This is a genomic window from Micromonospora sp. CNZ299 (assembly GCF_002754415.1).
Genome location: NZ_PEFG01000001.1, coordinates 3,621,728 through 3,645,381, shown reverse-complemented (window position 1 = coordinate 3,645,381; position 23,654 = coordinate 3,621,728). Strand labels below are relative to the sequence as shown.

The following is a 23,654-nucleotide window of genomic DNA, read 5'->3' as shown; positions in this document are numbered from 1 at the left end:
TCCCTGCGCCCCGAGGAGTAAACGTCGTCGTCGAGGGGGTGGGCCAGCGCCGCCAGCGGTGCCCCGCGTCGGCCTTACCCGCCGTGCCGGAGAAGCTAACCCGCCGGCCGTTAGCCGGTGCCTGCCGGGGGTATGAAAGCCCAGTGGCGATTGTGGAGAAAGTAATCGACGCTCCCCCGCAGCAGGTCTTCGACGTGCTCGCCGACGGGTGGACGTACAGCGACTGGGTGGTCGGGACGACACACGTACGCGACGTGGACGACGCCTGGCCCCGGGTGGGCAGCCAACTGCACCACAAGGCCGGGCCGTGGCCGTTCTCCCTGCAGGACGCGTCGACGGTGCTGGTCTGCGAACCGCCGCACCGGCTCGTGCTCAAGGCGGGTCTCTGGCCGGCCGGGGAGGCGATCGTGGCCTTCACGCTGCAGCCGGTCGGCGACAACGCCACCCGGGTACGCCTCGGGGAGGACTTCGCCGCCGGCCCGCTGCGCTGGGTCCGCAACAAGGTCAACGATCTGGTGCTGCACCTGCGTAACCGGGAGACGCTGGACCGGCTCGCCGACATCGCCACCCGCCAGAAGGGGTCCCCGTGACGCAGACCGTGGTGGTGACCGGGGCGAGCGCCGGCGTCGGTCGGGCCGTCGCCCACGCGTACGCGGACCGGGGCGCCCGGCTGGCGCTGCTGGCGCGGGGCGAGGCGGGCCTTGCCGCCGCCGAGCGGGAGTGCCGGCTGCGTGGTGCGACCGACGTGCGCGCGTACCGGGTCGACGTGGCCGACGCGGGCACGGTGCAGCAGGCCGCCGACGACGTGGTGCACCGGTGGGGCGGCATCGACGTGTGGGTCAACAACGCCATGGCGTCGGTGTTCGCGCCGGCCTGGGAGATCCCGGCCCGCGAGTTCCGCCGGGTCACCGAGGTCACCTACCTGGGCACGGTGCACGGCACCCTGGCGGCGCTGCGGCACATGCGGGCGCACGGGCGGGGCACGATCGTGCAGGTGGGCTCCGCGTTGGCCTACCGGGGGATCCCGTTGCAGTCGGCGTACTGCGCGAGCAAGCACGCCATCCAGGGTTTCAACGACTCGTTACGCGCCGAGCTGCTGCACGACTGCCCGGGGGTGAAGCTGTCGATGGTGCAGCTGCCCGCCGTCAACACGCCACAGTTCTCCTGGGTCCGCACCCGGCTTCCCCGGCATCCGCAGCCGGTGCCGCCGATCTTCACGCCGGAGTTGGCCGCCCGGGCCATCGTGTGGGCCGCCGACCGTGGCACCAGGGAGCTGAACGTGGGCGGCCCGACGTGGCGGGCCCGGCTGGGCGACATCCTGTTCCCCGGCCTGCTGGACCGGAAGTTGGCCCGCGACGGTTACGACAGCCAGCAGACCGGGGAGAAGATCGACCCGGCCACCTGGCGGGACAATCTCGAGCATCCCGGCGACGAGGACACGGACCAGGGCACCGCGGGCGTGTTCCACGACCGGGCGCACGACCGCTCGGCCGCGCTCTGGGTGGGCACCCACAAACCGGCCCTGTCCGGTGTCGCGCTCGCCGCTGCGGGACTGACCCTCGCGGCCGTGGCGCGTCGCTGGCGCTGACCGACCCCGGAAGCGCTGGCCGGCCCCCTCGGGCGCTGAGCTGCCAACGCCGCGACCGGCGAATCGATGGGCGGACACGGCCGGGCGGCGCCATACGCAACGCCCGGAAGGGGTGCCTCTTCAAACCGAATGTGCCAACTGGATACCCTCTTCGGTAAGCCCTGTCCGCGAACCGAGGATGTCCCGCATGATCGAGCCTGTGCAGCTGCCGTCGCCGTGGCAGGACGCACGTCTGACCGTCGTCGTGCCCACCTACAACGAGGCGGGCAACCTGCCCACGCTGGTGGAGCGACTTCTCGCACTGCCGCTGCCTGGCCTGCGCATCCTCGTCGCCGACGACAACTCCCCCGACGGCACCGGCGACGTGGCCGACAAGCTGGCCATCGAGCATCCGGACCGGATCGAGGTCGTGCACCGCGCCGGCAAGGAGGGCCTCGGCCGCGCGTACGTCGACGGGATGGGACGGGCGATCGAGGGCGGCGCCGAGTACGTGGCGCAGATGGACGCGGACCTGTCGCACCCGCCGGAGGCTCTGCCGGGCATGCTGGGCGCGCTGCTCTCCACCCAGGCCAGCGTGGTGATCGGTTCCCGCTACGTGCCCGGTGGCGAGCTGGACGAGAACTGGCCGTTGTACCGCCGGGCCCTCAGCGGCTGGGCGAACCTCTACGTGCACACCCTGCTGCGGGTGCGCATCCGGGACCTGACCGCTGGCTTCAAGGTCTGGCGTGCCGACGCGCTGCGCGACATCGGCCTGAACCGGGTGCAGTCCAACGGATACAGCTTCCAGGTGGAGATGCACTACCTCGCCACCAAGCTGGGGCACACCATCCTGGAGGTGCCGATCCGCTTCGAGGAGCGGCAGGAAGGCCTCTCCAAGATGACCACCGCGACCAAGGTGGAGAGCGCCCTGATGCCGTTCCGCCTGCGCAGCAAGCACCGCAACATCACCCGCTGACCCCCCATCCCCACCTCGATGAGGGCTGTGGGCGGGGTCCGGGCGGGGGTTAGTCGGGATAGACGGCGCGGTGGGCCGTCGCGATGGCCGCGGCGTAGGCACGCCCGGTGAGGGCGCGGTCGCGGGCCAACGCCGCGCGGGCGGCGTTCGCACCGGGAGCGCCGTGCACGCCGCCGCCGGGATGCGCCGACGCGCTGGCCAGGAAGAGCCGGTCCACCGGAGTGTCCGCCCGGCCCAGGCCGGGGATCGGACGCAGGAAGAGCTGTTGGTACGCGGCAGCGGTGCCACCGCCGAGGGTGCCGCCGACCAGGCTCGGGTTTCCCTTCTCCAGGTCGGCCGGCCCGGCCACGTGCCGGCCGACGATGAGCTGCCGGAAACCCGGGGCCGCCTCCTCCAGCACGTCCTCCATGCGCTGCACGTGCCCGGCGACGTCCTCGGCCCGCCAGTCCCGGCGGAACGGCAGATGGGTGTACGACCAGAGCGACTCGGTGCCCGGCGGGGAGTGGCTCGGGTCGGCCACGGACATCTGCCCGACCAGCAGAAACGGGTCCCGGGGCAGCTCACCTCGGGCCAGCTCGCCCGCGTAGTGGGTCAGCCCGTTCAGGTCTGCGCCAAGGTGCACGGTGCCGGCCCCGGCCAGCTGCTGGTTCGTCCAGGGCATCGGCGCGGACAGCGCCCAGTCGACCTTGAGTGTCGAACCGTCCCAGCGGAAGTGCGCCAGGTCCTCCACCAGCCGCGACGGCAACGCTGCCGCGCCGACGAGGTCGAGGTAGAGCGCTGGCGCCGGCACGTCGGCGAGCACGGCCCGGCGGGCCCGCCACAGCGTGCCGCCCCGCGTGCGTACGCCCATCGCCCGGCCCCGGGCGGTGAGCACCCGGTCGACGTGGGCGCCGTAGAGGATCGCGCCGCCGCGCTGTTGCAGCCGCGCCACCAGCGCGTTGGTGATCTGCTGCGCGCCTCCGGCGGGCACCGGCCAGCCGACCTGCTGGCCGAGCATGGCCAGCAACCAGCCGTACACCCCGGAGCCGGCCTCCTCCGGGGACAGGTCGGTGTGCAGGGCGCAGCCGGCCAGCAGGGCCGGCCCGCCGGGGCCGTCGAAGAGTTCGTCACCGAGCTTGCGGACCGGCACCACGAGGCGCCGGGCCAGCCGCAGCGCGCCGGCGACGCGCAGCTGACGCAGCAGACCGAGCCCTCCGCGGACCGGCGGGAACGGCGTGGTGATGGTCTCCAGCATCGGCTCGGCCACGTCGAGCCAGTCGGTGTAGGCGTTGAGCCAGCGCTTGCCGTCGCCCGGGGCGAACTGCTCCAGCGAGGCGGCTGTGACGTCCGGGTCCCGGTTGATCACGGCGGCCCGGCCGTCCGGCAGCAGGTGCGCCAGCACGTCGGGCGAGTGCCGCCAGGACAGCCCCTGCTGACCCAGGTCCAGGCCGGCGAGCACCGGTGAGGCGTACCCGAGGGGGTAGAAGGAGCTGTAGAGGTCGCTCAGATAGCCGGGCGCGGTCACCTCGGCGGAGCGGACCGCGCCGCCGGGTGTCGCGGTGGCCTCCAGCACCACCACCTCCCAGCCGGCGTCCGCCAGCAGGTTCGCCGCCACCAGGCCGTTGTGACCGGCACCGACGACGACGGCGTCCGCGCTGTGCGCGGCGGTGGTAGTCATCCGATCCGCCTACCCTGCGCGCAACCGGGCGAAACGCGTTTGCCTCGCCGAGGCCGGGGCATCCAGCGCCGCATGTACACGGTTGCGCAGTTGGTGGGTGGGGTGTGGGGCGCTGGCGGCGACGGCGGTGAACTGGTGGTGCGTGACCCGGCGGACGACTCGCCGGTCAGCACCGTGCCGGTGGCCAGCGCCGACGAGGTCGGCAAGGCGACCCAGGCGGCCCGCAACGCGGCGGCGCAGTGGGCGGCGACCGCTCCGGCCGAGCGGGCGGCGGCGCTGCACCGGGCCGCGGAGGCGGTCGCGGCGGCCACCGAGGAGTTGGCGGCGGCGGTCACCGCGGAGATGGGCAAGCCGTTGGCGGACGCCCGCGGCGGCGTCGAGGCGGGCGTCGGCACCCTGCGACAGTACGCGGAGCTGGCTCCGCTGCGCGGCGGGCGGACGCTGAACGGCGAAGCCGACGCGCTGGACTTCCTCACCCCGCAGCCGCGCGGTGTGGTCGCCGCGATCACCCCCTGGAACGACCCGGTTGCGGTCTCCTGTGGGCTGCTCGGCGCGGCCCTGGTGACCGGAAACGTGGTGCTGTACAAGCCGAGCGAACGGACGCCGGCGACGGGTTGGCTGCTGGCGCGTGCGCTGGACCAGGCGCTGCCGGCCGGTGTGCTGTCACTGCTCACCGGTGGCCCGGAGGTCGGTGCGGCGCTGGCGGCGCAGGACGTCGACGTGGTGGCTCACGTCGGGTCCACCGCGACCGGGCGGGCGATCGCCGCCGCCGCGGCCCGCACCGGCGCCAAGGTGCTCCTGGAGAACGGGGGCAGCGACCCGTTGATCGTCGACGCGGGTGTCGACCCGGAGTGGGCGGCCGGTCAGGCCGCGATGGGCGCGTTCGCCAACGCCGGGCAGATCTGTGTGGCGGTGGAGCGGATCTACGTGCACCGGGAGGTGGCCGGGGACTTCGTGGCCGCGCTCGCGCGTCGCGCCGAGGCGCTGCGCGTCGGGCCGGGTCGGGACCCGGGCACCGAGCTGGGCCCGCTGGTCGACCGACGGCACCGCGACCACGTGCACGGGCAGGTAGCGGCGGCGGTTGCGGCCGGCGCTCGGGCGCTGGTCGGCGGCGAGGTGCCGGACGGGCCGGGGGCGTTCTACCCGGCCACTGTGGTCACGGACTGCCGGCACGACATGCCGCTGGTGCGGGAGGAGACGTTCGGGCCGGTCGCGCCGGTGGTGGTCGTCGACTCGTTCGACGAGGCGCTGCGCTGTGCCGCGGATTCCCCGTACGGGCTGGCCGCCACGGTGCTGACCGCGTCGATGAGTCACGCGCAGCGGGCCTGGCGCGAGCTGCCGGTGGGCACTGTGAAGGTGAACGCGGTGTTCGGGGGCGCGCCGGGTGGCGCCGCGCACCCGCGCCGGGCCAGTGGGCAGGGCTTCGGGTACGGCCCGGAACTGCTGGACGAGTTCACCGCCACGAAGGCGGTGCACATCGGGGCGCCGGGCGGCGGGCACTGGTGAACGGCACGGACGGACGCAGGGGTGGTGCGTCCGCCCGTGCCGTCGTCTGTGCGGTCAGTCGCCGCGAGCCTTGCGGGTGGCCCGGTCGTTGGCCTTCTCGATGGCCTTGACCAGGTCCGGCTTGGTCATGCTGGACCGACCGGGTACGTCCAGTTTGCGGGCCACCGACATCAGGTGGTCCTTGGTGGCGTTGGCGTCCACCCCACCGGCGGTGGGTGCTCGCCGTTCCGGCCCGCCGCCAGCGGCCTGCTGGTCGCTCGGGCCCTTGCGGCCCTTCGGCTCCCAGTGGTCGCCCACCTTCTCGAACTGGTGCTTCACCGCGGCGAAGGCGGTGCGGTGCGACCGCTGCCCCTCGCCGTAGGTCTCCACCGCCGAGTCGTGCGTCTTCTCCCACGTGCGCTGCGCCTTCTCCGGGGAGCGCCGCAGCGTGCTGGGCAGGTCTTCGCGCCCGGGCATCTCGTCCTCCTCCGTGTCGACAGGGTCACCGTGACCGTTCCCCGGTGCCGCGGCGGCAAACCATAGGCGCTACCGGCGGGGCACCGGGTGAGTTTCTCGATTTCCCGATCCGGGTATCGGGGGCCAGGCCCGACCGGACGACCGGTCATCCGGTGGCCGGGGCGCAGGGAGCGGGCATGACGACCACGGAGCCCGGTACGACGCGCGAGGGCGCACACGGCACGCGGGTTCCCCGCCGGATGCGGCAGTTGAGTTGGCGGACCTGGCGCGGGGTGCTGGTCCGCAGCGTGCAGAACTTCGTCAACGACAACTGCTCCGACTGGGCCGCCGCACTGACCTACTACGGGGTCCTGGCGGTCTTTCCGTCCGCCATCGTGATCGTGGCCCTGGTCGGTCTGGTCTCCAGCGGCGAGCAGACCGTCGACACCATCGTCGAGCTGGCCAGTCAGGTGGGCGCCGGGTCGGTGCTCAGCGACGACGAGGACGGCGTGGTCGGGGTGATCCGCACGGTGGTGCTCGACCAGAGCAACCCCAAGCTGCTGCTGAGCTTCGGCCTGCTCGGTGCGTTGTGGTCCGCGTCGGGTTTCATCGGCGCGTTCACCCGGGCCTCCAACGCCATCTACGGGGTGGACGAGGGCCGGCCGGTCTGGAAGCTGCGGCCGTTGCAGATCGGCCTGGCCGCGATCACCCTGGTGCTGCTCGCGGTGGTCGCCCTCGGGTTGATCGTGAGCGGCCCGGTCACCGACGCGGTCGGCGACCTGATCAACGCCGGAGGTCTGGCGCGCACGGTGTGGAGCGTGGCGAAGTGGCCGGTGCTCGCCATGATCATGATGTCGCTGCTGTCGCTGCTGTTCTGGATCGCGCCGAACGTGCGTCAGCCCCGGTTCCGCTGGCTCACCCCGGGTGGCGCGGTGGCACTGGTCTCCTGGGCGGTGGCCTCCTTCGGTTTCGGCCTCTACGTGACCAACTTCAGCTCGTACGACACCACCTACGGCAGTCTGGGGGCGGCCATCGCGTTCCTGGTCTGGCTCTACCTGTCCAACTCCGCGCTGATGCTGGGCGTGCAGATCAACGCCGAGGTGCAGCGCGGTCGGCAGTTGCAGGCCGGCGACCAGGACCCGGAGGAGCCGGTGCTGCCGCCCCGCAAGCCCGCCGAGGACTGAGCCGGTTCAGGGCCGGTCGTCCGGTTCGGGACCGGACCATGGCCCGTTCGTGGCCCGGTGCCGGTTTAGCGGGCGGGGTGCCGGGTAGCGCAGAAGGCATGGAGCGTGGCAACAGCAAGCACGGACCGAGGATCGACGAACAGATGAGCCAGGAGGTCAGCGGCCTCGTGCAGGGGCCGGGGACCGGTGGCTCTCGGGTCGATGAGGCGCGGGTGCCGGAACCGGCTGGCGAGGACCAGCCGGAGGTGACCACCGCGCCGGCCGGCGAGACGCGCACGGGCGCCCCGAAGGGGATGAGCTCCACGGACGTCGAGCAGCGCAGCCGGCTCGGCCGGTTCATCTCGATGAGCGCGCTGCCGGGCGACCGCCTGGTGCTCATTGCCAGCGCCCAGGAGAACGAGGCGCCCGACGACATCGTGGCGGCGCTGGAACGGCTGCCCGAGGGCACCGTCTACCAGACGGTCTCCGAGGTGTGGGCCGCGCTCGGCAACAAGAACGAGACAACTCGCTGGTGAGAAGGATCGCCCCCGATCCGACAACCATTGGCGACTGAAGGAGGTTCTCTGATGAGTGGCGTAACCGAACATGTCGACGTTGCCGTGCCCGTACGCACCGCGTACGACCAGTGGACGCAGTTCGAGGAGTTCCCGCAGTTCATGGAGGGCGTGCAGGAGGTCCGGCAGCTCTCCGACACGATGACCCACTGGACGGTGGACATCGCCGGGGTGAAGCGTGAGTTCGACGCCGAGATCACCGAGCAGCTCCCCGACGAGCGGGTCGCCTGGCGCTCGACCGGTGGCACCCAGCAGGCCGGTGTGGTGACCTTCCACCGGCTCGACGAGGACAAGACCCGGGTCACCCTCCAGCTCGAGTTCGAGCCGCACGGGGTGGTCGAGCAGGCCGGTGACAAGCTCGGCATCGTCGACCGGCGGGCCAAGGGCGACCTGGAGCGGTTCAAGACCTTCATCGAGCGGCGCGGTCAGGAAACCGGCGCCTGGCGTGGGTCGGTGGACCGTCCCCAGCCGTGACCCTGAGCAGTGACAGCGATGGCCGCCAGAATCCTGGCGGCCATCGCCGTGTCCGAGCCTTGTCGCACACCACCGTTTGCGATCATCGCGCCCGGGTACGGCTGAAGACATGACCGACGACAACATCAGGGTGTGGCGGGACGAGGAACGGCTTCCGTTGGAAGAGCTTGAGCAGGCCGTGGCCGGCTCCAGCATCGACGGGCAGGCCGACGACGTGACCGGCAACGACGCGGGGGAAGAGGCGACGTTCGGCCACGGGCCGGCAGCGGACGACCGTAAGGGACAGGCCCAGGGCAACAGCCGCGAGGACACCGATCCGGAGCGCCGCTACCGCCCGTCCACCACCGGACGGACCGGCCCCGACGTCGGCTGACCCTCCCCGCCGGTCTGCACGGGCACCGGGTGTGCGGTGGGCCGGCCGGTCGAACGACGAGCGCCCCACTCGTACAGCACGATCAACGCCAGCGCGAGCACCAGCAGGGCCGAGCCCAGCACCTGCACCGACGTGTTGCCGATCAGGACACCGAGGCCGGCCGGGACGAGCGCGGCGCCGATGCCGGACGCGCCGATCTGGAGCCCGATTGCCCGGTCCGCGTGCGCCGCGCCGACCCGGTCGGCGGTGGTGAGGGTGAGCAGCGGGAACACCGGCGCGGCGGCGAACCCGACCACGACCAGGCCGGCCACCGCCAGCACGGCCGGACCGGGAACGGCGATCAGCAACGCGCCCACGGCCATCCCGGCCAGGCTGGCGCGTAACACCAGGCCGGCCCCCAACCGCTCGGCCACCACCCCCTGCACGACCCGGCCGACGAAGAGGCTGCCCCAGTACGCGGAGACGCAGCCGCCGGCCACCGCAGCGCTCAGCCCACGCCCCTCGGTGAGCAGCAGGAACGCCCAGAGGCCGGCGGACACCTCGATGGCCACGTACAGCGCGAAGGCGACCGTCCCCGACCAGACCGCCGGCATTCGCAGCGTCGCCCGGACCGGAAGCCGGACGACCGCCGGAGTCTCGGCGGGTGTGGCGTCGGCAGCCTCGGTGCTGCCTGGTACGGCACGGTGCCAGGCTCGCACGGTGAGCACGAAGGCGATGGCGAGAACGATCTGCGCTCCGGCCACGATGCCGTAACCCCAGCGCCAGGCCAGCCCGGCGCTCAGCACCCCGGTCATGATCAGCGGACCGATCGCCACGCCCAGGCCGAAGAAGGCGTGCAGCCAGTTCATGTGGCGCGGCCCGAAGGCCCCGGCGGCGTACGCGTTGAGCCCGGAGTCGACCGCGCCGGACCCGAGACCGAGCAGCAGCGCACAGCCCACCAGCACGGCCAGCACGGGGCTCACGGAATAGCCGGTCAGCGCCAGGCTGGCCAGCAGGGTGCTCCCGGCGAGCAGCGCGCCCACGCCGACCCGGGCCAGTGTGAACCCGGCCAGGACGCTGGAGGTGAGATAGCCGACGGTGCCGGCGGTCAACACCCACCCGACCGCCTCGGTCGGGACACCGAAGTCGCCCCGGATCGACGGCCACGCGACGCCGAGCAGGCCGTCGGGCAGGCCGAGGCTGACGAACGCGAGGTAGGCCAGCAGGAGCAGCGAGGCACGGGGCCGTGGAGGCGTGGTGGACACGAGACACCATCCTGCCGCAGGGGCACCTTAGCGCCGTCGGCACCCGAGCGCCCCCGGCGCAAAGAAGTCGTGTCCGGACGGTCGAGAAAACGGACAGCTCATCCAGAATCGACCGATCGGAGGACGGCAACCCGGCGTGTTCGCGTAAGAATTTCGGGATGCATCAAGGCTCCGGAATCCTCTCCACGCGTCAGCGCCGGCTCGCCTGGCTCGGCTTCATGCTCGCCGCGCTGCAGGCACCCGTGTCCGCCTGGCTCGTCGCTGACGAGTCGTGGCTGTTCAGCCTCTGCGTCGCGCTGATGGTGGCCATCGTGATCATCGCTGACGACGCGGCGCGGCGACGCCCCGCGACCGGCGATTAGGGCCTGTGTCAAAGCCCCTGGCCGGCCTGCGGCGGGCCCAGACGACGACCGGCCGCGTTGGGCATTCGTCCGGATACCCGCCTTGCCGGATCGCCGCCTGTACTCCGCCTCGGCTCGACCGAGGACTTTGACACAGGCCCTAGCCCTCGCTGACCGGTCGGGCCTCGTGCCCCGGCCGGCCCCGGCTGCGGCGGCGCTCCTTCATTTCCGCCTCGTAGAGGTGGCGTCGCCCGCCCACCAGCTCGTCACGGGCCTGTTGGTCCACCTCGCGGAACAGCGCGTGGTAGCCGTCGTCGAAGTCCTCGACGATCTGGAACGTCCACCGCCCGGCGATGACGTTACGACCCCGCAACTCGGTGTCGATCCGCTCGGCGAGCTGCTGATGCCCGGCGGCGCGAAACTGCTCCACCGCGTCGTCGAGCATCAGGTCGGCGTGCCCGATCAACTGGTGCAGGGAGTACAGGTGCCCCCGGGCCCGCTCCACACACTCCAGCGCCTCGCTGAGCTTGCCGAGCGCGGCGACCGTCTCGTCGCTCACCCCCGGTGGCCGCTGGTGCTGCTCGTCCGGTCCGTCCGCCTGCTGTCCCATCCGTGCCTCCGTGCCGTGTCCCGTGATCCGTGGGTGTTCTCCTGCTGCCCCGTCTGTGCCGGATCAACCCCCGCGGTCAGCTCTGGTCGCCCAGTGGCGCAGCCGACATCCGCCGAGCGGCCGAGGTCGACCCGGTCACCGGTCGGTTAGCCTCGGTCACCATGCGTGTGCCGTTCAACCGGGTCGCCTCCCGTACCGCCGTCGACTCGGCGCGGTCCACCCTGGCCGCCCTCACCGTCTCCATCGGCACTGTCGGGCTGACCGCCGCCGCGGCGCGACCGGGGCTGCTGGCCCTCGTCGACCAGCACGCCGCCGCCGTCCGGGACAGCCTCGACGGGGACCGTCAACCGCTGACCGCCGCAGCGCTCGCCGGCTATGCCGAGGGGGTCCGCGAGGCTGCCCTGGAGCACGGGTGGACGCCGCCTGATGGGCCGGTCGACTGGAGCGAGCCGGAATGGCTGCTCACCCGACTGCTCGCGGTCTGCGCGATGGCCCGCTCGCTCGACGGGGCCTGACGCGCGCGGGGAGGGCACCCCGCGTCGTACGCGGAACACCCTCCCCACCGCCGTACCGTTACGAACCCTTACGAGCGGTACTGCTGGGCTTCGTCCACCCGAGGCATCGCCTGGGTGCGGTCGCCCCCGCGGTCGGCCATCTGCCGCTCCACGTCGCTCCGTCCGGCCGCCGTGGCCTGACGCTGCTGCTGCACCGCCCGGGCCTCCTGGGCGGCCCGGTCCAGCCAGCCGTCCCAGCGCTTCTGCATCGGCTTCACGAGGCCGCCACCGACACCGACGATCAGGATGCCAGCCACAGTGGCGAGCACCGCGATCAGCACCGGAGTGGTCACCGTGGTGGCGATACCCACCTGGTTCAGCGCGGCGATCACGCCGAGAGCGATGATGAAGATCGCCGTCAGGTCGGCCAGGACCTTGCCGTACGAGAGCCCGCCCAGCGCCCCGGTGACCAGATCCCGGACAGCGTTGGCGATCGCAGCCGCCACCACCACGATGACGATCGCGATGAACGCACGTGGCAGCCAGGACACCACGCCGCTGATCAGGTCACTGATCGCGTTGGGCCCCCAGACTCCGAAGGCGAACTGCAGCGTGAACAGCAGTACGGCGTAGTACGCCAGTCTGGCCAGAATGTCGCTGGCGTCGTACTTCGTTCTCTCCAGGGCCCGTTTGATGCCGCCACGTTCGACGGCCTGGTCGAAGTGCACCCGTTCCAGCACCGTATCCACGATCTTGAGGACGGCTCTGGCGATGAGCCAGCCGACCACGAGGATGACGATGAAGGCCACTGCCTTCGGGATGAAGAGCAGCACCGACCTCCAGGTGTCGGCGATGGCATCGCCGATGTCGGCCTGCCGGACCGCGAGGGTTTTCAGCATGATGTCCCTCCTGTCGCATGGACTGCGCCGGGCGCATACCCGGCTACCGGTGCGGCACTCCGCGCAGAGCGCCGAGTTTTTTGCGACAAGCCGCCGAACAGGGGCCCTGAACTGCCCGAACGGCCACCGCGACCGGGGGCGTGACAGCCCACGGCCATGATCGGATGCCTTTTCCGGTCGGCCGACTAGGCTGCGGACATGCCAGGAACGGTCGGGCGAGTCCCCATGCCAGCAACCCCGGGCCCGGGTGCACCCACCGGCTCCGGTGCGGCCGCTGCCGTGCTCGCCCACGAGTGGGCCGACACCCCGCTGGGCCCACCCGAGAGTTGGGACATGGCGATCCGGGTCGTGGTCGAGCTGATCCTCGCCTCGCCGATGCCGATGGCCCTGGCGTACGGCGACGACCTCGTCCTGCTCTACAACGCCGGTTACGCCGAGTTGCTGGGCACCAAGCACCCGAGCGCCCTCGGCCGCCCGGCAGCGGAGGTGTTCGCGGAGATCTGGGCGCTGCCCGGCGTGGGTGAGGTGATCGAGCGCAGCTACCGGCAGGGCGAGCCGTTCCTGGAGAAGGAGTCCACCCTGCCGTTGGTTCGTGGGCATTCCCCGACCGTGGAGCAGGCGGTCTTCACCCGGGGCTACTCGCCGGTGCGCGACAGCGCCGGGCAGATCGTCGGCGTGTTGGCGGTCGCGGCCGAGACCACCCACGTCACCGAGCAGTTGCAGAGCCTCAGCGAGGTGGCTGCGGCGCTCGCCGGCACGCTCACCCTCGACGACGTGGCCCGGGTGGCGCTGCGCTACGCGATCACCACGTTCGACCCCGACCAGGTCTCGTTCGCGGTCGACGAGGGCGGCGGCGGTTGGCGCATGGTGCGCCGGGTCCGTGGCGAGTTGCTGGACGAGGCCGACGAGCGGCTTCCCCCGCTCTGGCGACGCGCTCCGGCGGACTGGTCGGCCCCGGTGGTGCAGGCGGCGCGCTCCGGCGGCCCGTCGTTCGTTCGGGACGGGCAACCGCTGCGGGAGACGGCGGTGGACCGCCACGACCAGAAGGTCCGCTCGATGGCGGCCCTGCCCCTGGGCACCTCGGTGGTGCGCGGCGGGCTGGCGGTCGGCTACCAGGTCCCGCACACCTGGTCCCCCGCCGAGCGGGCACTGCTGGCCGCCTCGGCCGAGCTGATCGGCCAGGCCGCGGAGCGGGCCCGCCGCTTCGAGACCCAGCACGGCACGGCCCAGCTGTTGCAGCGCAGCATGTTGCCGGAGCACCTGCCAGACCTGCCCAGGCTGCGGATCGCGGCCCGTTACGACCCGGGGGTCGACGGCAACGCGGCCGGCGGCGACTTCTACGACGCGTTCCTGCTGCCCGACGGCACGCTGGGCGTGGTGCTGGGCGACGTCGCCGGGCACGACGTGCAGGCCGCCGCGCGAATGGGGCAGGTCCGGGCCGCGCTGCGCGCGCTGGCCCTGTCCGACCCGGCACCGGACGCGGTCCTGGCCGGGCTGGACCGGCTGGTGACCAGCCTGGGTGTGGAGGCCGGCACCCACGAGCTGTTCGTCACCGTCGTGTTCGGGGTGATCGACGCGGAGCGGCGGCAGCTGACCCTGGCCAGTGCCGGCCACCCCGCCCCGCTCATCCGCCGGGGTGACCCGGAGGGCCGCTCCCACGCCGAGTACGTGGACGTCCCCGCCGGGCCCCCGCTCGGTCTGGGCGGCCGGCCGGGCACCACGACTGTCGAGTTCCGCCCGGGCGACACCCTGCTGCTGTTCAGCGACGGGGTGGTGGAACGTCGCCGGCAGAGCCTGACCGCCGGGCTGACCACCCTCAGTGACGCCGTCGCGAAGGCCGGCAGTGGCGACCCACGTGCCCTCTGCGCGGTGGCCACCGCCGCGGTTCCGGGCGGCACCGAGGACGACGTGGCCGTGCTGGCGGTCGAGCACGCGCTCAAGCCGAGTCGCTCGGCGAGCATGGAGGTGCCCGCGGAGCCGACCGCCCCCAGCCGGGTCCGGCACTGGATGACCGGCCAGCTCACCGAGTGGCAGGTGCCCGAGTCGGTGATCGGTGCGGCGGTGCTGTGCACCAGCGAGCTGACGACCAACGCGCTGCTGCACGCCGGCACCGCCGCCCGGGTGGAGATCGACCTCAGCCCCGAGCGGCTGCTGGTCTCGGTCGCCGATTCCGGCACCCGGGGCACCGTGACCCGGGCCCGCACCGACACGTTGAGCAGTCGTGGGCGCGGGCTCGGCCTGATCGAGGAGCTCAGCGACGCCTGGGGCACCGACCCGTCGGTCCGCGGCTCCACGGTCTGGTTCGAGATCCTCACGCCGCCATCCGCGCATTCCTGAGAGCCCGAAGGGTAGGAGGACGCACATGCGTACCGACGAGCCCGCCGGAGTCTTCTTCGACGTCGATGGCACCCTGGTAGACACCACCTATTTGCACACCGTGAGCTGGTGGGAGGCGCTGCGTCAGACCGATCAGCCGGTGCCGATGGCGATGGTGCACCGGTCGATCGGGATGGGTTCCGACAAACTCCTGGATCACCTGCTCGGGCCAGAGCGGGACCGCGACGCCGACACGAAGCTGCGCGACGCGCACGACACCCTCTATGCCGAGTACTGGGAACGACTCACGCCGCTGCCCGGGGCGGCGGACCTGCTGCGCGCCTGCGCCGAGCGAGGGCTGCGGGTGGTGCTCGCCACCTCCGCCTCGGAGCCCGAGGTCGACGCGCTCCGTCGGGCACTGGGCGTTGACGACGTGATCGACACGGTCACCTCCTCGGCGGACGCGAAGCAGAGCAAGCCCGCACCGGACATCCTGGTCGCCGCGTTGGAGCAGTCCGGGTTGGCCGCGGAGCGGGTGGTCTTCGTCGGCGACTCGGTGTGGGACGTCGTCGCCGCCGGCAAGTTGAACATCCCCTGCGTGGGGTTGACCTGCGGCGGCACCAGTCGGGGCGAGCTGGCCGGCGCCGGCGCGGTGGCGGTGTACGACGACCCGGCCGCCCTGCTGGGCGAGTTGGCGGACTCGCCGCTCACCCGACCCCGGTGAGGATCACTCGGGTTCACCCGCCCGTCCGCGCATAGCGACCGGCCCTGCGGGGCATGGTCTGTCACCACCTGCCCGCACCTCGCGGGTGCGGGCTGAAAGGTGGTGCCGTGGAGCCGGTAGATGTGGCGTTCGCGCTGGTGGGCCTCGGCGCTCTGCTCGCGGGCATCCTCCCGCGGGTGCTGGAGCAGCGTCCACTGTCCATGCCGATCGCCTTCCTCGTCCTCGGCATGCTGGTGTTCCTGCTGCCGGTGGGGCTACCTACACCGGATCCGCTGGCCCACCCGGAGTTGACGACCCACCTCACCGAGATCGGGGTGATCGTCGCGCTGATGGGCGCCGGGCTCAAGATTGACCGGCCGTTGAGTTGGCGGCGGTGGTCGTCCACCTGGCGGCTGTTGGCGATCGCGATGCCACTGTGCATCGCGGCGGTGGCCCTGCTCGGCTGGTGGTGGGCGGGGTTGGTGCCGGCCGCCGCACTCCTGTTGGGTGCCGCGTTGGCCCCGACCGACCCGGTGCTCGCCGCCGACGTGCAGGTGGGCGAACCGACCGACGTGGAGGATTCCGAGGACGAGGTCCGCTTCGCGTTGACCTCCGAGGCCGGTCTCAACGACGGGCTGGCGTTTCCGTTCGTGTACGCCGCGATCGCCATCGCCTCGACGAGTCTCGCCCCGAGCGACTGGTTCGCCGAGTGGTTCACGGTGGACGTGCTCTGGAAGGTGGGCGTCGGCGTCGGCGGTGGCCTTCTCATCGGTTGGCTGCTGGGCAAGTTGTTCTTCCGCGCGCCCAGCGAGCTGCGGCTGGCCCGGCACGCCGAGGGCTTCCTGGCGCTGGCCGCCACGTTCCTGGCGTACGGACTGGTGGAGGTAGTCGGCGGGTACGGCTTCCTGGCGGTGTTCGTGGCCGCCCGGGCGATCCGGGCCGCCGAGCGGACCCACGAGTTCCACTCGGTGCTGCACGACTTCGCCGAGCAGGTCGAACGGCTGCTCACCCTCGTGCTGTTGCTGCTGCTCGGCGGCGCGATCGTGGGCGGTCTGCTGACCCCGCTGACCTGGCCGGCGGCCGCCGTCGGGCTGGCACTGGTGTTCCTGATCCGACCGCTGATCGGCTGGTTGTCGCTGCGCGGTGCGCCGGGACGGCCGGCCGAGCACTGGGTCATCTCGTTGTTCGGCATCCGCGGCGTCGGCTCGTTCTACTACCTCGCGTACGCCACCACGAAGGCCGACTTTCCACAGGCCGAGCTGCTCTGGGCAACCGTCGGGCTGGTGGTGCTCGTCTCCGTGGTGGTGCACGGCATCACGGCGACTCCGGTCATGCAACTGCTGGACCGGGCGGGCGAGCGGACCTCCGACCCGGCCGAACGACACACCGACGACCCCCGGCCGGTCGCGGCGGCGGGGCACGCCTAGCCCTGCGTCGACGCCCCGGGGCCAGGTCTACGACGGCGGCCCCGGGGCCCGGGCACGCCGCTCAGGTCAGGCGGGCGACCAGGGCACGGCCGAGGTCCCGGCCGGAGCGCCAGGCGCTCTGCACCCGGGGCTTGCCGAACGCGTCGCCGGCCAGACCGATCCCGTCGGGGTCCAGGTGGTAGGTGTAGCCGCCGGCGTCGCTGGTCGGCTTCGCGTACGTCCAGCGGTGCACGTGCACGTGGGCGGCCTGCTCGGGCAGTCCCAGCAGGTCCCGGACGGCCTGCTCGATGGCCGGGCCGGCCCCGGTGGGTTGGGCCAGATGCCCGGCGGCGAACTCCGGCACGGTGTGCGCGACGAGCACCGGCGCGCCGTCGCCGCGTCGGTCGCCGTCGTCGCAGACGAGGTTGAGGACCGGGTGGTCGTTGACGAACGCTCCCCGGAAGTCCGGCCAGCGGCGGGTCGGGAACCGCAGCACCGCGGCGAGCGTCGGCGACCAGCGTTGCGCCTGCACGAGCTGGGTGGCGGCCGTCAGGGCCGGGTCGAGCAGCAGGGCGGCCTGCGGGCCCGGCATGGCCAGGGCGACCGCCGCGCACGACTCGCCGTCCACTGTCGGTCCGGGCTCCACTGTGAGCACCAGCCTGTCGACGGTGACCGGCACCTCGCCGGCCAGGTGTTCGACCAGGGATCGCAGCCCACGCGGGGCGGCGAAGCGCATCGGCCCGGGCACCTCCTGCCGGCCGGCCCGGTCGTAGGCCTGGAACGTGTCGGTCCATTCGCGGACCAGCCCGGCGGCGCGCCACTGCACGACCAGCTCGGCGAAGTCCGGGTCGCTGGCGGTGAAGTACGCGGCGCCGATGTCCGCGGGCCGGCCCTCGAAGCGCTTGCTGGCCATCCGGCCGCCACAGACGTGGCCTCGCTCCCGGACCTGCACCGGCACCCCGGCCCGGGTCAGCTCGACCGCACAGGCCACCCCGGCGATGCCCGCTCCGACCACCACCACTCGCGTTCGGTCCACGCTCATCCGGTGATCGTAGGTGGCGGCGGCGCATGAACCACCGACGACGAGGGTACTGGCACACCTGTTCGAAGAAGGGATGATGACAATGACGGACCGCCGCAACGAGCAGGCCGACCAGAATGCCGCGATCAAGGACCCGGACGAATGGGTCACCGGTGACGAGCCGCCCACCGCGGCTCAGGAGTCCTACCTGAACACGCTGGCCCGCGAGGCCAACGCGGATCTTCCGGACGACCTGAGCAAGGCCGAGGCGTCCAAGCGCATCGACGAGCTCCAGGCCGAGACGGGCCGGGGCCAGTAGTCACTGGTCGACTCCGCTTCCGCGACCATGGCGTGTCCGCGAGTCCTGGACACCGCGAGATCAGGGAAGCGGAGTCGATCACGCCCCGGGCCAGCACCGTGGCCGGCGGTCAGCCGCGGGTCAGCCGGTGCAGCTCCACCTCGGCCAGGCGGCCGGCACTGATGGTGGCACTGAGGTAGGTGGCGTGCGGTTGCGAGCGCCGGTCGGTGGGTGAGCCGGGGTTGAGCAGCCGCAGCCCGCCTGGCGCCTCGGTGTCCCACGGAATGTGCGAGTGCCCGAAGACCAGGAGGTCGACATCGGGGAACCGGGCCGCACACCGCTTCTCACGACCGGTCCGTTGCCCGGTCTCGTGCACCACTGCGACGCGCAGGCCGTCGAGTTCGACCCGGGCCACCTCCGGCAGCCTGGCGCGCAGCGCCGGCCCGTCGTTGTTGCCGTACACCCCGATCAGCCGGCGCGACCGCGCGGTCATCGCGTCCAGCAACGCCTCGTCCACCCAGTCACCGGCGTGCACGACCACGTCCGCCGCCTCGATCGCCGCCCAGAGCGGCCCGGGAAGGTCCCGGGCCCGCTTCGGTACGTGGGTGTCCGCCGTGAGCACCAACCGCATGCAGGCATTCTCCCCCGTGCCCAGGCCGCCCGCCCGGGGACGCGACTGTGTGAACGCATCGAAACTGGCCAAGCTTTGACGAAAGTACGGGTCAGCGACGCGGCGGGGTGAAATGCGCCGGGGGCATCCCGCACTCGCGCAACGTCGGGTCCTGCTCGACGTCGGTGAGCACACCGGCGGCATTGATCAGGCCGATGTGTGAGAACGCCTGCGGGAAGTTGCCCAACTGCTCCCCGGTCTGCTGGTCGATCTGCTCGGCGAACAGGCCCAGGTCGTTGACCCGGCCAGCCAGATCGCGGAACAACGCGTGCGCCCGGTCCCGCTCACCGGCCAACGCCAGGCAACTCACCAACCAGAACGAACAGATGACGAAGCCCGCCGGGTCGCCGTCCCAGCGCCGCAGCAGGCCGTCGTGCGACAGCCGCCGCTCCACCGCGCGGACCGTCGAGCGCATCCGCGGGTCATCGGCTCGCAGAAAACCCACCAGCGGCATCACCAGCACCGACGCGTCCAGCTCGTCGGAATCGAAAATCCCGGTGTACGACTGGAGTCGGTCGCTCCACCCCCGCTCGATGATCGCCGCGCGCACCTCGTCCCGGGCCGCCGTCCAGCGGGCCAGGTCCTGCGGGCCGCCGAGCTGGTCGCCGAAGCGGACCGCCCGGTCCAGTGCGACCCAGCACTCCACCTTTGAGGACACGTGGTGGTGTTGCACTCCACGCTCCTCCCACATCCCGGCGTCCGGCTGTTTCCAGTCCTGCTCGGCCTGATCGGCGAGCACCCGGAGCAGGTGGTAGACGTCCGTGTCGAACGGCTCCAGCTGGTCCCGCATCAGCCAGGCGGCGTCCATGGCCGCGCCGTAGATGTCGTTCTGCCGCTGCCGCCACGCGTCGTTGCCGGTCACCACTGGCGGGCTGTCGCGGTAACCGCCGAGCTGGTCCAGCCGATGCTCGGTGAGGTCCCGCTCCCCCAGCACCCCGTACATGATGGGCACCGGCTGGTCGCTGACCCGGCCCATCGCCCGGCCCAACCAGGCGAACTGCCGCCGCACCTCGTCGAAGCACGCCGACCGCCACAGCGCCCGCAGGGTGTGGCTGAAGTCGCGCACCCAGACGTAGCGGTAGTCGTAGTTGCGGTCCCCGCCGAGCTTCTCCGGCAGCGAGGTGGTCACCGAGGCCACCACCGCGCCGCTGGGCCGGTACGTCATGCCCTGCACCACCAGCCCGCTGCGCCGGACCTCCTCGGCGTAGAGACCCTGGTACTCGTGCTCGGCGGCCCAGGACCGCCAGCCGGCGACGGTGTCGGCGATCGTCTGGTCGGCGTCCGGCACCTCCGGCAGTGGGGCGTCGTAGGTCGGGGCGTACCCGAGAGTGAAGTTGTGGGTCGTGCCGGCGCGGAGGGTGAACGTCGCTGCGGCATCGCCATCGTCGCCGCACGTCAACCGCACGCTGCCGCGGAACGTGAGCCGCGCGGCCCCGGCGATGGCCTCGAGCATGTCCTCCCGCTCGACCAGGTAGGCGATGGTGCGCCCGTACTCGAAGCGCGGCCGGTAGTGCACCCGCATCGGCACCGCACCGGAGAGTCCCTGCACGCTGCGGACCAGCACCTGTGGCGGGTGCATCCCGATGTCGTGACCTCGCGAGCCGGGCTCGAAGGCGAGCGCGTCGGTGAGTGCGACCTCCCCCTGCGCGGTGCGGAAGACGGTCCGCAGCACCAGGGTGTCCTCCAGGTAGCTGCGTTCGACAGTGAAGTCGGCCTCCGGCCGAATCGACCAGTGCCCGGCGTCGTCGTCGAGCAGCCGCCCGAACACCGACGGGGCGTCGAACCGGCCCGGGCACCACCAGTTCACCGAGCCCGCGGCGTCGACCAGCGCCGCGCTGCGGCCGTCGGCGAGGAACCCGTAGTCACTGATCTGTCCGCTCTCCACCTGACTGGCTACCCGGGCCGCCCGCGCACACTCCTCCCTTTCGGGGACGGCACTCACCGTGCTGGCTGGCGTTACCGCTCGGCATGGGCGGGAACCCGGGAAGCTGACGAGGGAGGATGCTCATGACGTCAGCTTCGGGGCCGACCGCCGCATGGCGGCCCGGCACACAGGGTGGCGACCTGCTTCCATCCGGGCCGGCCGGCCGTTTGGCGACACCGGCCGGTGACGGTCACGGGCCGCAGGCCGGACCGCCAACCGTGACTATCGGCTCGTACCCGGACTATCCGGCCGCACAGCGGGTCGTCGACTATCTCGCCGACAACCGGTTCCCGGTGGAGCACAGCGCCATCGTCGGCACCAACCTCACCCTGGTGGAGTCGGTGCTCGGGCGGATGACCACCGGCCGCGCCGGCCTGCTCGGCGCCGGCACCGGTGCCTGGTTCGGTCTCTTCATCGGCCTGCTGTTCGGCATCTTCACCGTCGGCAACTGGCTGGCGGTGATCCTTGTCGGGCTGGTCATCGGTGCGATCTGGGGCGCCGTGTTCGGCGCTGTCGCACATGCGATGACGGGCGGGCAGCGCGACTTCACCTCGGCCAGCTCACTGCGGGCCGGCCAGTACGCGGTGACGGTCGACGCGCAGTTCGCCGACCAGGCCCGCCAGTTGCTGGGCCGGATGCAGATGCCCAACCCGGCCGCGAACAACCGCTGAGCGACGATCGACCGGCCGTCCCGGCAGTACGCCGGGGCGGCCGTTCAGTCGTGGTACGTCAACTCGCCGGCGCGGATGTCGACCTCGACGCGGTTCTCCGGCGGTGCCAGTGGGCAGGCCCAGCGGTCGTCGTAGGCACAGCTCGGGTTGTAGAGGTAGTTGCCGTCCAGCCGGACGCGGTCGCCGGGCAGCAGCTCGACGCCCCGGCCGAAGGTGCCCTTCACCGTGTCGGTGAGGTAGCGGCCTCCCCCGTAGGTGTCCCGCCCGCAGGTGCCGTCCCGTAGCGGCACGAACAGGCCGCCGCCGTACGCCTCGATCCACCACAGGGTCAGCGGCCCCCACGGTGTCTCGGCCACCGCGACCCGTCGGTACGCGACCACCCCGTCCGGACCGCCGGTGTCGATCCGCAGCTCTCCGCTGGCCGCCCGCAGCGGCGCCTCCACCACGGCGTCGGGGTTGGGCGGGAAATAGCGCACCCCGGAGAAGCCGACACGTTCCGCCGGTGGGATCGGGCTCTGCGGGTGGGTCGCGAAGAGTTCGTCGCGCCCCGCCCGGAACCCGGTCAGGTCGACGTCGGACAGGTACAGGCGGGCGACCCGCTCCCGCCAGTCGGCCAGCTCCAGATCATCCACGCCACCGAGCCTATGCCGTCACGCGGCGGCACTTCAGCGTGGCGGCCAGTTGGTCAGGACGGCGTCGAGGGCGTCCAACGTCCGGGACCACGAGTCGTCCGTCGGACGCGGGGTGTGCCGGAAGCCGCCGGTCTGCTCCAGGCTGACGAACCCGTGGAACGTGCTGTGCATCATCCGTACCGCGTCGGTCTGGTCCGGCTCGGAGAGCCGGTAGCCGCGCAGGATGGCCCGGGTCATCTCGGCGTGCCGGACACCGGCGCTCGCCGCGGCCGTCTCCGGGTCGAGGTCGATCTGCATCGCGGCGTACCGACCGGGGTGCTGCCTCGCGTAGTCCCGGTAGGCGTTGGCGAAGGCCACCAGCGCGTCCTTGCCGGCCCGGCCGGCGAGTGCGGCGGCCACCCGGTCGGCCAGCTCCGCCAGGGCCAGCAGGGCGATCCGGACCCGCAGGTCCCGCCCGTTCCTGATGTGGAAGTACAGGCTCGCGTCCTTGACCCCGAAGTGGCGTGCGAGCGCGGCAACGGTCACGTTCTCCACGCCCACCTCGTCGGCCAGGTCGGCCGCGACCAGGGTCAGGCGCTCGGCGGTAACCCCTGCACGTGCCATGCACCACACCCCAAACCTAGCCGCAATAATCGTTTGCCTAGGAGGGCTAGGCTACTCCCTATGTTACAGCCGACCGAATCCGCCATCCGCAAATCCTTCGTCAACTGCACCCAGGGTGAGGCGAAGCGGATGGCCGTACCGAATGATCTTGGGACGCGCCCCTGGGACGACCTCGACTTCTTCGGCTGGCGGGACCCGGCCGCACCGCAGCGGGCCTATCTGCTCGCCGAGTCCGACGGCAGGCTCGTCGGCGTGGCCCTGCGGGCCGCGACGCACCAGATCGGGCGGGTGCGGCGCAGCATGTGCTCGCTCTGCCTGACCACTCACCTCGGCGACGGCGTCTCGTTGATGACCGCCCGTAAGGCCGGGCCGGGTGGGCGGCAGGGCGACTCCGTGGGCACGTACATGTGCTCCGACCTGGCGTGCTCGCTCTACGTGCGGAAGAAGAAGCACGCCGGCCCGCCCATGCCCGACCCGCTGCCCCTGTCGGAGAGGATCGACCACGTCAGGGCCGCCCTCGCGGCGTTCCTGCGCAAGGTCAACGAGTGATCTGAGGGTCGGTGGCCAGGCGGGCGTGCAGGTGCTCGTCGTAGCGGCGACCGTCGCCGTAACGGTACGACTCGCGCAGCGTCCCCTCCGCCGCGTAGCCGGCCCGGTCCGCGACGCGGCAGGAGGCCGGGTTGGCGACCGCGTGACACAGCTCCACCCGGTGCAGCCGGAGGTCGGTGAACGCCCAGTCGGTGAGCCGGACGACGGCCCGCACCGCCACCTGACGCCCGCGCGCCGCGGGCTTCGTCCAGTAACCGATGGACGCGTCGCCGTCGTGGATGTGGTGCAGTGACACCGAGCCCAGCAGCTCGCCGTCGGTCGCCGCTGTCACCGCCATCGAGACATGACCACCGGTGGACCAGTCGGCCCGGCGGCGAACCCAGAGCAGCGCGACCTCGTCGTCGATCGGGTCGCCGCCCTGCGGGTTCCACTGGGCGATCGCCGGGTCACGCAGGGCGTCGCGGACCGCCGGGGCGTCCTCGTCCCGCCAGGGGCGCAGCAACAGGTCGGCGGCGGTGAGTTGCACGTGTTCCACGAGGCCGGAGTC

Annotated in this window: 27 protein-coding genes; 16 read left to right on the top strand and 11 right to left on the bottom strand. The window is 72.1% G+C overall.

Annotation, left to right across the window (positions count from 1 at the left end; translation table 11 throughout):
• Positions 1 to 143: 143 nt before the first annotated feature.
• The 3 genes from CLT68_RS17045 to CLT68_RS17035 all read left to right on the top strand — a co-directional run bounded on the left by CLT68_RS17045 (position 144) and on the right by CLT68_RS17035 (position 2,543).
• Positions 144 to 590 (top strand): SRPBCC family protein, encoded by a 447-nt coding sequence (locus CLT68_RS17045; RefSeq protein WP_099852109.1) that lies wholly within the window; start codon positions 144 to 146, stop codon positions 588 to 590.
• Positions 587 to 1,588, top strand: coding sequence for an SDR family oxidoreductase (locus CLT68_RS17040; protein ID WP_099852107.1), 1,002 nt, complete (start codon positions 587 to 589; stop codon positions 1,586 to 1,588). Before CLT68_RS17045 ends, CLT68_RS17040 begins: the two co-directional genes overlap by 4 nt.
• Before the next feature lie 187 nt (positions 1,589 to 1,775).
• Entirely contained in the window at positions 1,776 to 2,543 is a 768-nt protein-coding gene (locus tag CLT68_RS17035) for a polyprenol monophosphomannose synthase (RefSeq protein ID WP_088947325.1), read from the top strand.
• A 49-nt stretch (positions 2,544 to 2,592) separates the two neighbouring features.
• Here the strand turns inward: CLT68_RS17035 and CLT68_RS17030 are convergent, their stop codons facing one another.
• Complete coding sequence (locus CLT68_RS17030) at positions 2,593 to 4,200, bottom strand: phytoene desaturase family protein (RefSeq protein ID WP_099852106.1); 1,608 nt, start codon at positions 4,198 to 4,200, stop codon at positions 2,593 to 2,595.
• 72 nt (positions 4,201 to 4,272) lie between these two features.
• On the opposite strand from CLT68_RS17030, the gene CLT68_RS17025 reads away from it, so the two are divergent.
• On the top strand, positions 4,273 to 5,706 hold the full coding sequence (locus tag CLT68_RS17025) for an aldehyde dehydrogenase family protein (protein WP_099852104.1): 1,434 nt from the start codon (positions 4,273 to 4,275) through the stop codon (positions 5,704 to 5,706).
• A 54-nt stretch (positions 5,707 to 5,760) separates the two neighbouring features.
• On the opposite strand, the gene CLT68_RS17020 is transcribed toward CLT68_RS17025, so the two are convergent.
• Positions 5,761 to 6,162: a ChaB family protein gene (locus tag CLT68_RS17020; protein ID WP_099852103.1), complete on the bottom strand. Its 402-nt coding sequence runs from the start codon at positions 6,160 to 6,162 to the stop codon at positions 5,761 to 5,763.
• A 176-nt stretch (positions 6,163 to 6,338) separates the two neighbouring features.
• Between CLT68_RS17020 and CLT68_RS17015 the strand changes: the two genes are divergently transcribed.
• The 4 genes from CLT68_RS17015 (at position 6,339) to CLT68_RS17000 (ending at position 8,726) form a co-directional block, all read left to right on the top strand.
• Positions 6,339 to 7,325 (top strand): YihY/virulence factor BrkB family protein, encoded by a 987-nt coding sequence (locus CLT68_RS17015; protein ID WP_099852101.1) that lies wholly within the window; start codon positions 6,339 to 6,341, stop codon positions 7,323 to 7,325.
• A gap of 98 nt (positions 7,326 to 7,423) precedes the next feature.
• Positions 7,424 to 7,840 (top strand): DUF2795 domain-containing protein, encoded by a 417-nt coding sequence (locus CLT68_RS17010; protein WP_099852100.1) that lies wholly within the window; start codon positions 7,424 to 7,426, stop codon positions 7,838 to 7,840.
• A 51-nt stretch (positions 7,841 to 7,891) separates the two neighbouring features.
• The gene (locus CLT68_RS17005; protein ID WP_088947319.1) at positions 7,892 to 8,353 is read left to right on the top strand and encodes an SRPBCC family protein; all 462 of its coding nucleotides are present in this window, start codon (positions 7,892 to 7,894) and stop codon (positions 8,351 to 8,353) included.
• Between the two features lie 109 nt (positions 8,354 to 8,462).
• Positions 8,463 to 8,726, top strand: a complete 264-nt coding sequence (locus tag CLT68_RS17000; RefSeq protein WP_088947318.1) for a hypothetical protein — start codon at positions 8,463 to 8,465, stop codon at positions 8,724 to 8,726.
• On the opposite strand, the gene CLT68_RS16995 is transcribed toward CLT68_RS17000, so the two are convergent.
• Entirely contained in the window at positions 8,681 to 9,970 is a 1,290-nt protein-coding gene (locus tag CLT68_RS16995) for an MFS transporter (RefSeq protein ID WP_099852098.1), read from the bottom strand. The genes CLT68_RS17000 and CLT68_RS16995 overlap by 46 nt on opposite strands.
• Positions 9,971 to 10,128: 158 nt before the next feature.
• On the opposite strand from CLT68_RS16995, the gene CLT68_RS16990 reads away from it, so the two are divergent.
• A complete protein-coding gene (locus CLT68_RS16990) occupies positions 10,129 to 10,332 on the top strand; it encodes a hypothetical protein (protein WP_099852096.1) in 204 nt (67 codons plus the stop codon).
• A 139-nt stretch (positions 10,333 to 10,471) separates the two neighbouring features.
• On the opposite strand, the gene CLT68_RS16985 is transcribed toward CLT68_RS16990, so the two are convergent.
• Positions 10,472 to 10,921 (bottom strand): hypothetical protein, encoded by a 450-nt coding sequence (locus tag CLT68_RS16985; RefSeq protein WP_099852094.1) that lies wholly within the window; start codon positions 10,919 to 10,921, stop codon positions 10,472 to 10,474.
• A gap of 161 nt (positions 10,922 to 11,082) precedes the next feature.
• Between CLT68_RS16985 and CLT68_RS16980 the strand changes: the two genes are divergently transcribed.
• A complete protein-coding gene (locus CLT68_RS16980; protein WP_099857264.1) occupies positions 11,083 to 11,436 on the top strand; it encodes a DUF6401 family natural product biosynthesis protein in 354 nt (117 codons plus the stop codon).
• A gap of 68 nt (positions 11,437 to 11,504) precedes the next feature.
• Here the strand turns inward: CLT68_RS16980 and CLT68_RS16975 are convergent, their stop codons facing one another.
• On the bottom strand, positions 11,505 to 12,314 hold the full coding sequence (locus CLT68_RS16975; protein ID WP_099852092.1) for a mechanosensitive ion channel family protein: 810 nt from the start codon (positions 12,312 to 12,314) through the stop codon (positions 11,505 to 11,507).
• A gap of 198 nt (positions 12,315 to 12,512) precedes the next feature.
• Here CLT68_RS16975 and CLT68_RS16970 point away from each other — a divergent pair, with 198 nt between their 5' ends.
• The 3 genes from CLT68_RS16970 (at position 12,513) to CLT68_RS16960 (ending at position 16,760) form a co-directional block, all read left to right on the top strand.
• Positions 12,513 to 14,651 (top strand): SpoIIE family protein phosphatase, encoded by a 2,139-nt coding sequence (locus tag CLT68_RS16970; RefSeq protein WP_099852090.1) that lies wholly within the window; start codon positions 12,513 to 12,515, stop codon positions 14,649 to 14,651.
• Between the two features lie 25 nt (positions 14,652 to 14,676).
• Positions 14,677 to 15,354 (top strand): HAD family hydrolase, encoded by a 678-nt coding sequence (locus CLT68_RS16965; protein ID WP_099852088.1) that lies wholly within the window; start codon positions 14,677 to 14,679, stop codon positions 15,352 to 15,354.
• 107 nt (positions 15,355 to 15,461) lie between these two features.
• Positions 15,462 to 16,760, top strand: coding sequence for a cation:proton antiporter domain-containing protein (locus tag CLT68_RS16960; protein WP_099852086.1), 1,299 nt, complete (start codon positions 15,462 to 15,464; stop codon positions 16,758 to 16,760).
• A gap of 61 nt (positions 16,761 to 16,821) precedes the next feature.
• Here the strand turns inward: CLT68_RS16960 and CLT68_RS16955 are convergent, their stop codons facing one another.
• Entirely contained in the window at positions 16,822 to 17,760 is a 939-nt protein-coding gene (locus CLT68_RS16955) for an FAD-dependent oxidoreductase (RefSeq protein ID WP_099857261.1), read from the bottom strand.
• A 103-nt stretch (positions 17,761 to 17,863) separates the two neighbouring features.
• On the opposite strand from CLT68_RS16955, the gene CLT68_RS16950 reads away from it, so the two are divergent.
• The gene (locus CLT68_RS16950; RefSeq protein ID WP_199177240.1) at positions 17,864 to 18,079 is read left to right on the top strand and encodes a DUF3072 domain-containing protein; all 216 of its coding nucleotides are present in this window, start codon (positions 17,864 to 17,866) and stop codon (positions 18,077 to 18,079) included.
• Between the two features lie 109 nt (positions 18,080 to 18,188).
• On the opposite strand, the gene CLT68_RS16945 is transcribed toward CLT68_RS16950, so the two are convergent.
• Both CLT68_RS16945 and CLT68_RS16940 read right to left on the bottom strand, forming a co-directional pair.
• On the bottom strand, positions 18,189 to 18,689 hold the full coding sequence (locus CLT68_RS16945; RefSeq protein WP_099852083.1) for a metallophosphoesterase family protein: 501 nt from the start codon (positions 18,687 to 18,689) through the stop codon (positions 18,189 to 18,191).
• A 91-nt stretch (positions 18,690 to 18,780) separates the two neighbouring features.
• Positions 18,781 to 20,613: a glycoside hydrolase family 15 protein gene (locus CLT68_RS16940; protein ID WP_099852081.1), complete on the bottom strand. Its 1,833-nt coding sequence runs from the start codon at positions 20,611 to 20,613 to the stop codon at positions 18,781 to 18,783.
• 122 nt (positions 20,614 to 20,735) lie between these two features.
• Between CLT68_RS16940 and CLT68_RS16935 the strand changes: the two genes are divergently transcribed.
• A complete protein-coding gene (locus tag CLT68_RS16935; RefSeq protein WP_099857259.1) occupies positions 20,736 to 21,323 on the top strand; it encodes a YflT domain-containing protein in 588 nt (195 codons plus the stop codon).
• Positions 21,324 to 21,367: 44 nt separating this feature from the next.
• Here CLT68_RS16935 and CLT68_RS16930 read toward each other — a convergent pair whose 3' ends face one another.
• On the bottom strand, positions 21,368 to 21,955 hold the full coding sequence (locus CLT68_RS16930; protein ID WP_099852079.1) for a DUF1684 domain-containing protein: 588 nt from the start codon (positions 21,953 to 21,955) through the stop codon (positions 21,368 to 21,370).
• A 33-nt stretch (positions 21,956 to 21,988) separates the two neighbouring features.
• Positions 21,989 to 22,558, bottom strand: coding sequence for a TetR/AcrR family transcriptional regulator (locus CLT68_RS16925; RefSeq protein ID WP_099852077.1), 570 nt, complete (start codon positions 22,556 to 22,558; stop codon positions 21,989 to 21,991).
• Between the two features lie 60 nt (positions 22,559 to 22,618).
• Between CLT68_RS16925 and CLT68_RS16920 the strand changes: the two genes are divergently transcribed.
• Positions 22,619 to 23,107 (top strand): FBP domain-containing protein, encoded by a 489-nt coding sequence (locus CLT68_RS16920; RefSeq protein WP_099852075.1) that lies wholly within the window; start codon positions 22,619 to 22,621, stop codon positions 23,105 to 23,107.
• Here the strand turns inward: CLT68_RS16920 and CLT68_RS16915 are convergent.
• The gene (locus CLT68_RS16915; RefSeq protein ID WP_099852074.1) at positions 23,097 to 23,642 is read right to left on the bottom strand and encodes a GNAT family N-acetyltransferase; all 546 of its coding nucleotides are present in this window, start codon (positions 23,640 to 23,642) and stop codon (positions 23,097 to 23,099) included. The genes CLT68_RS16920 and CLT68_RS16915 overlap by 11 nt on opposite strands.
• Positions 23,643 to 23,654: the final 12 nt, after the last annotated feature.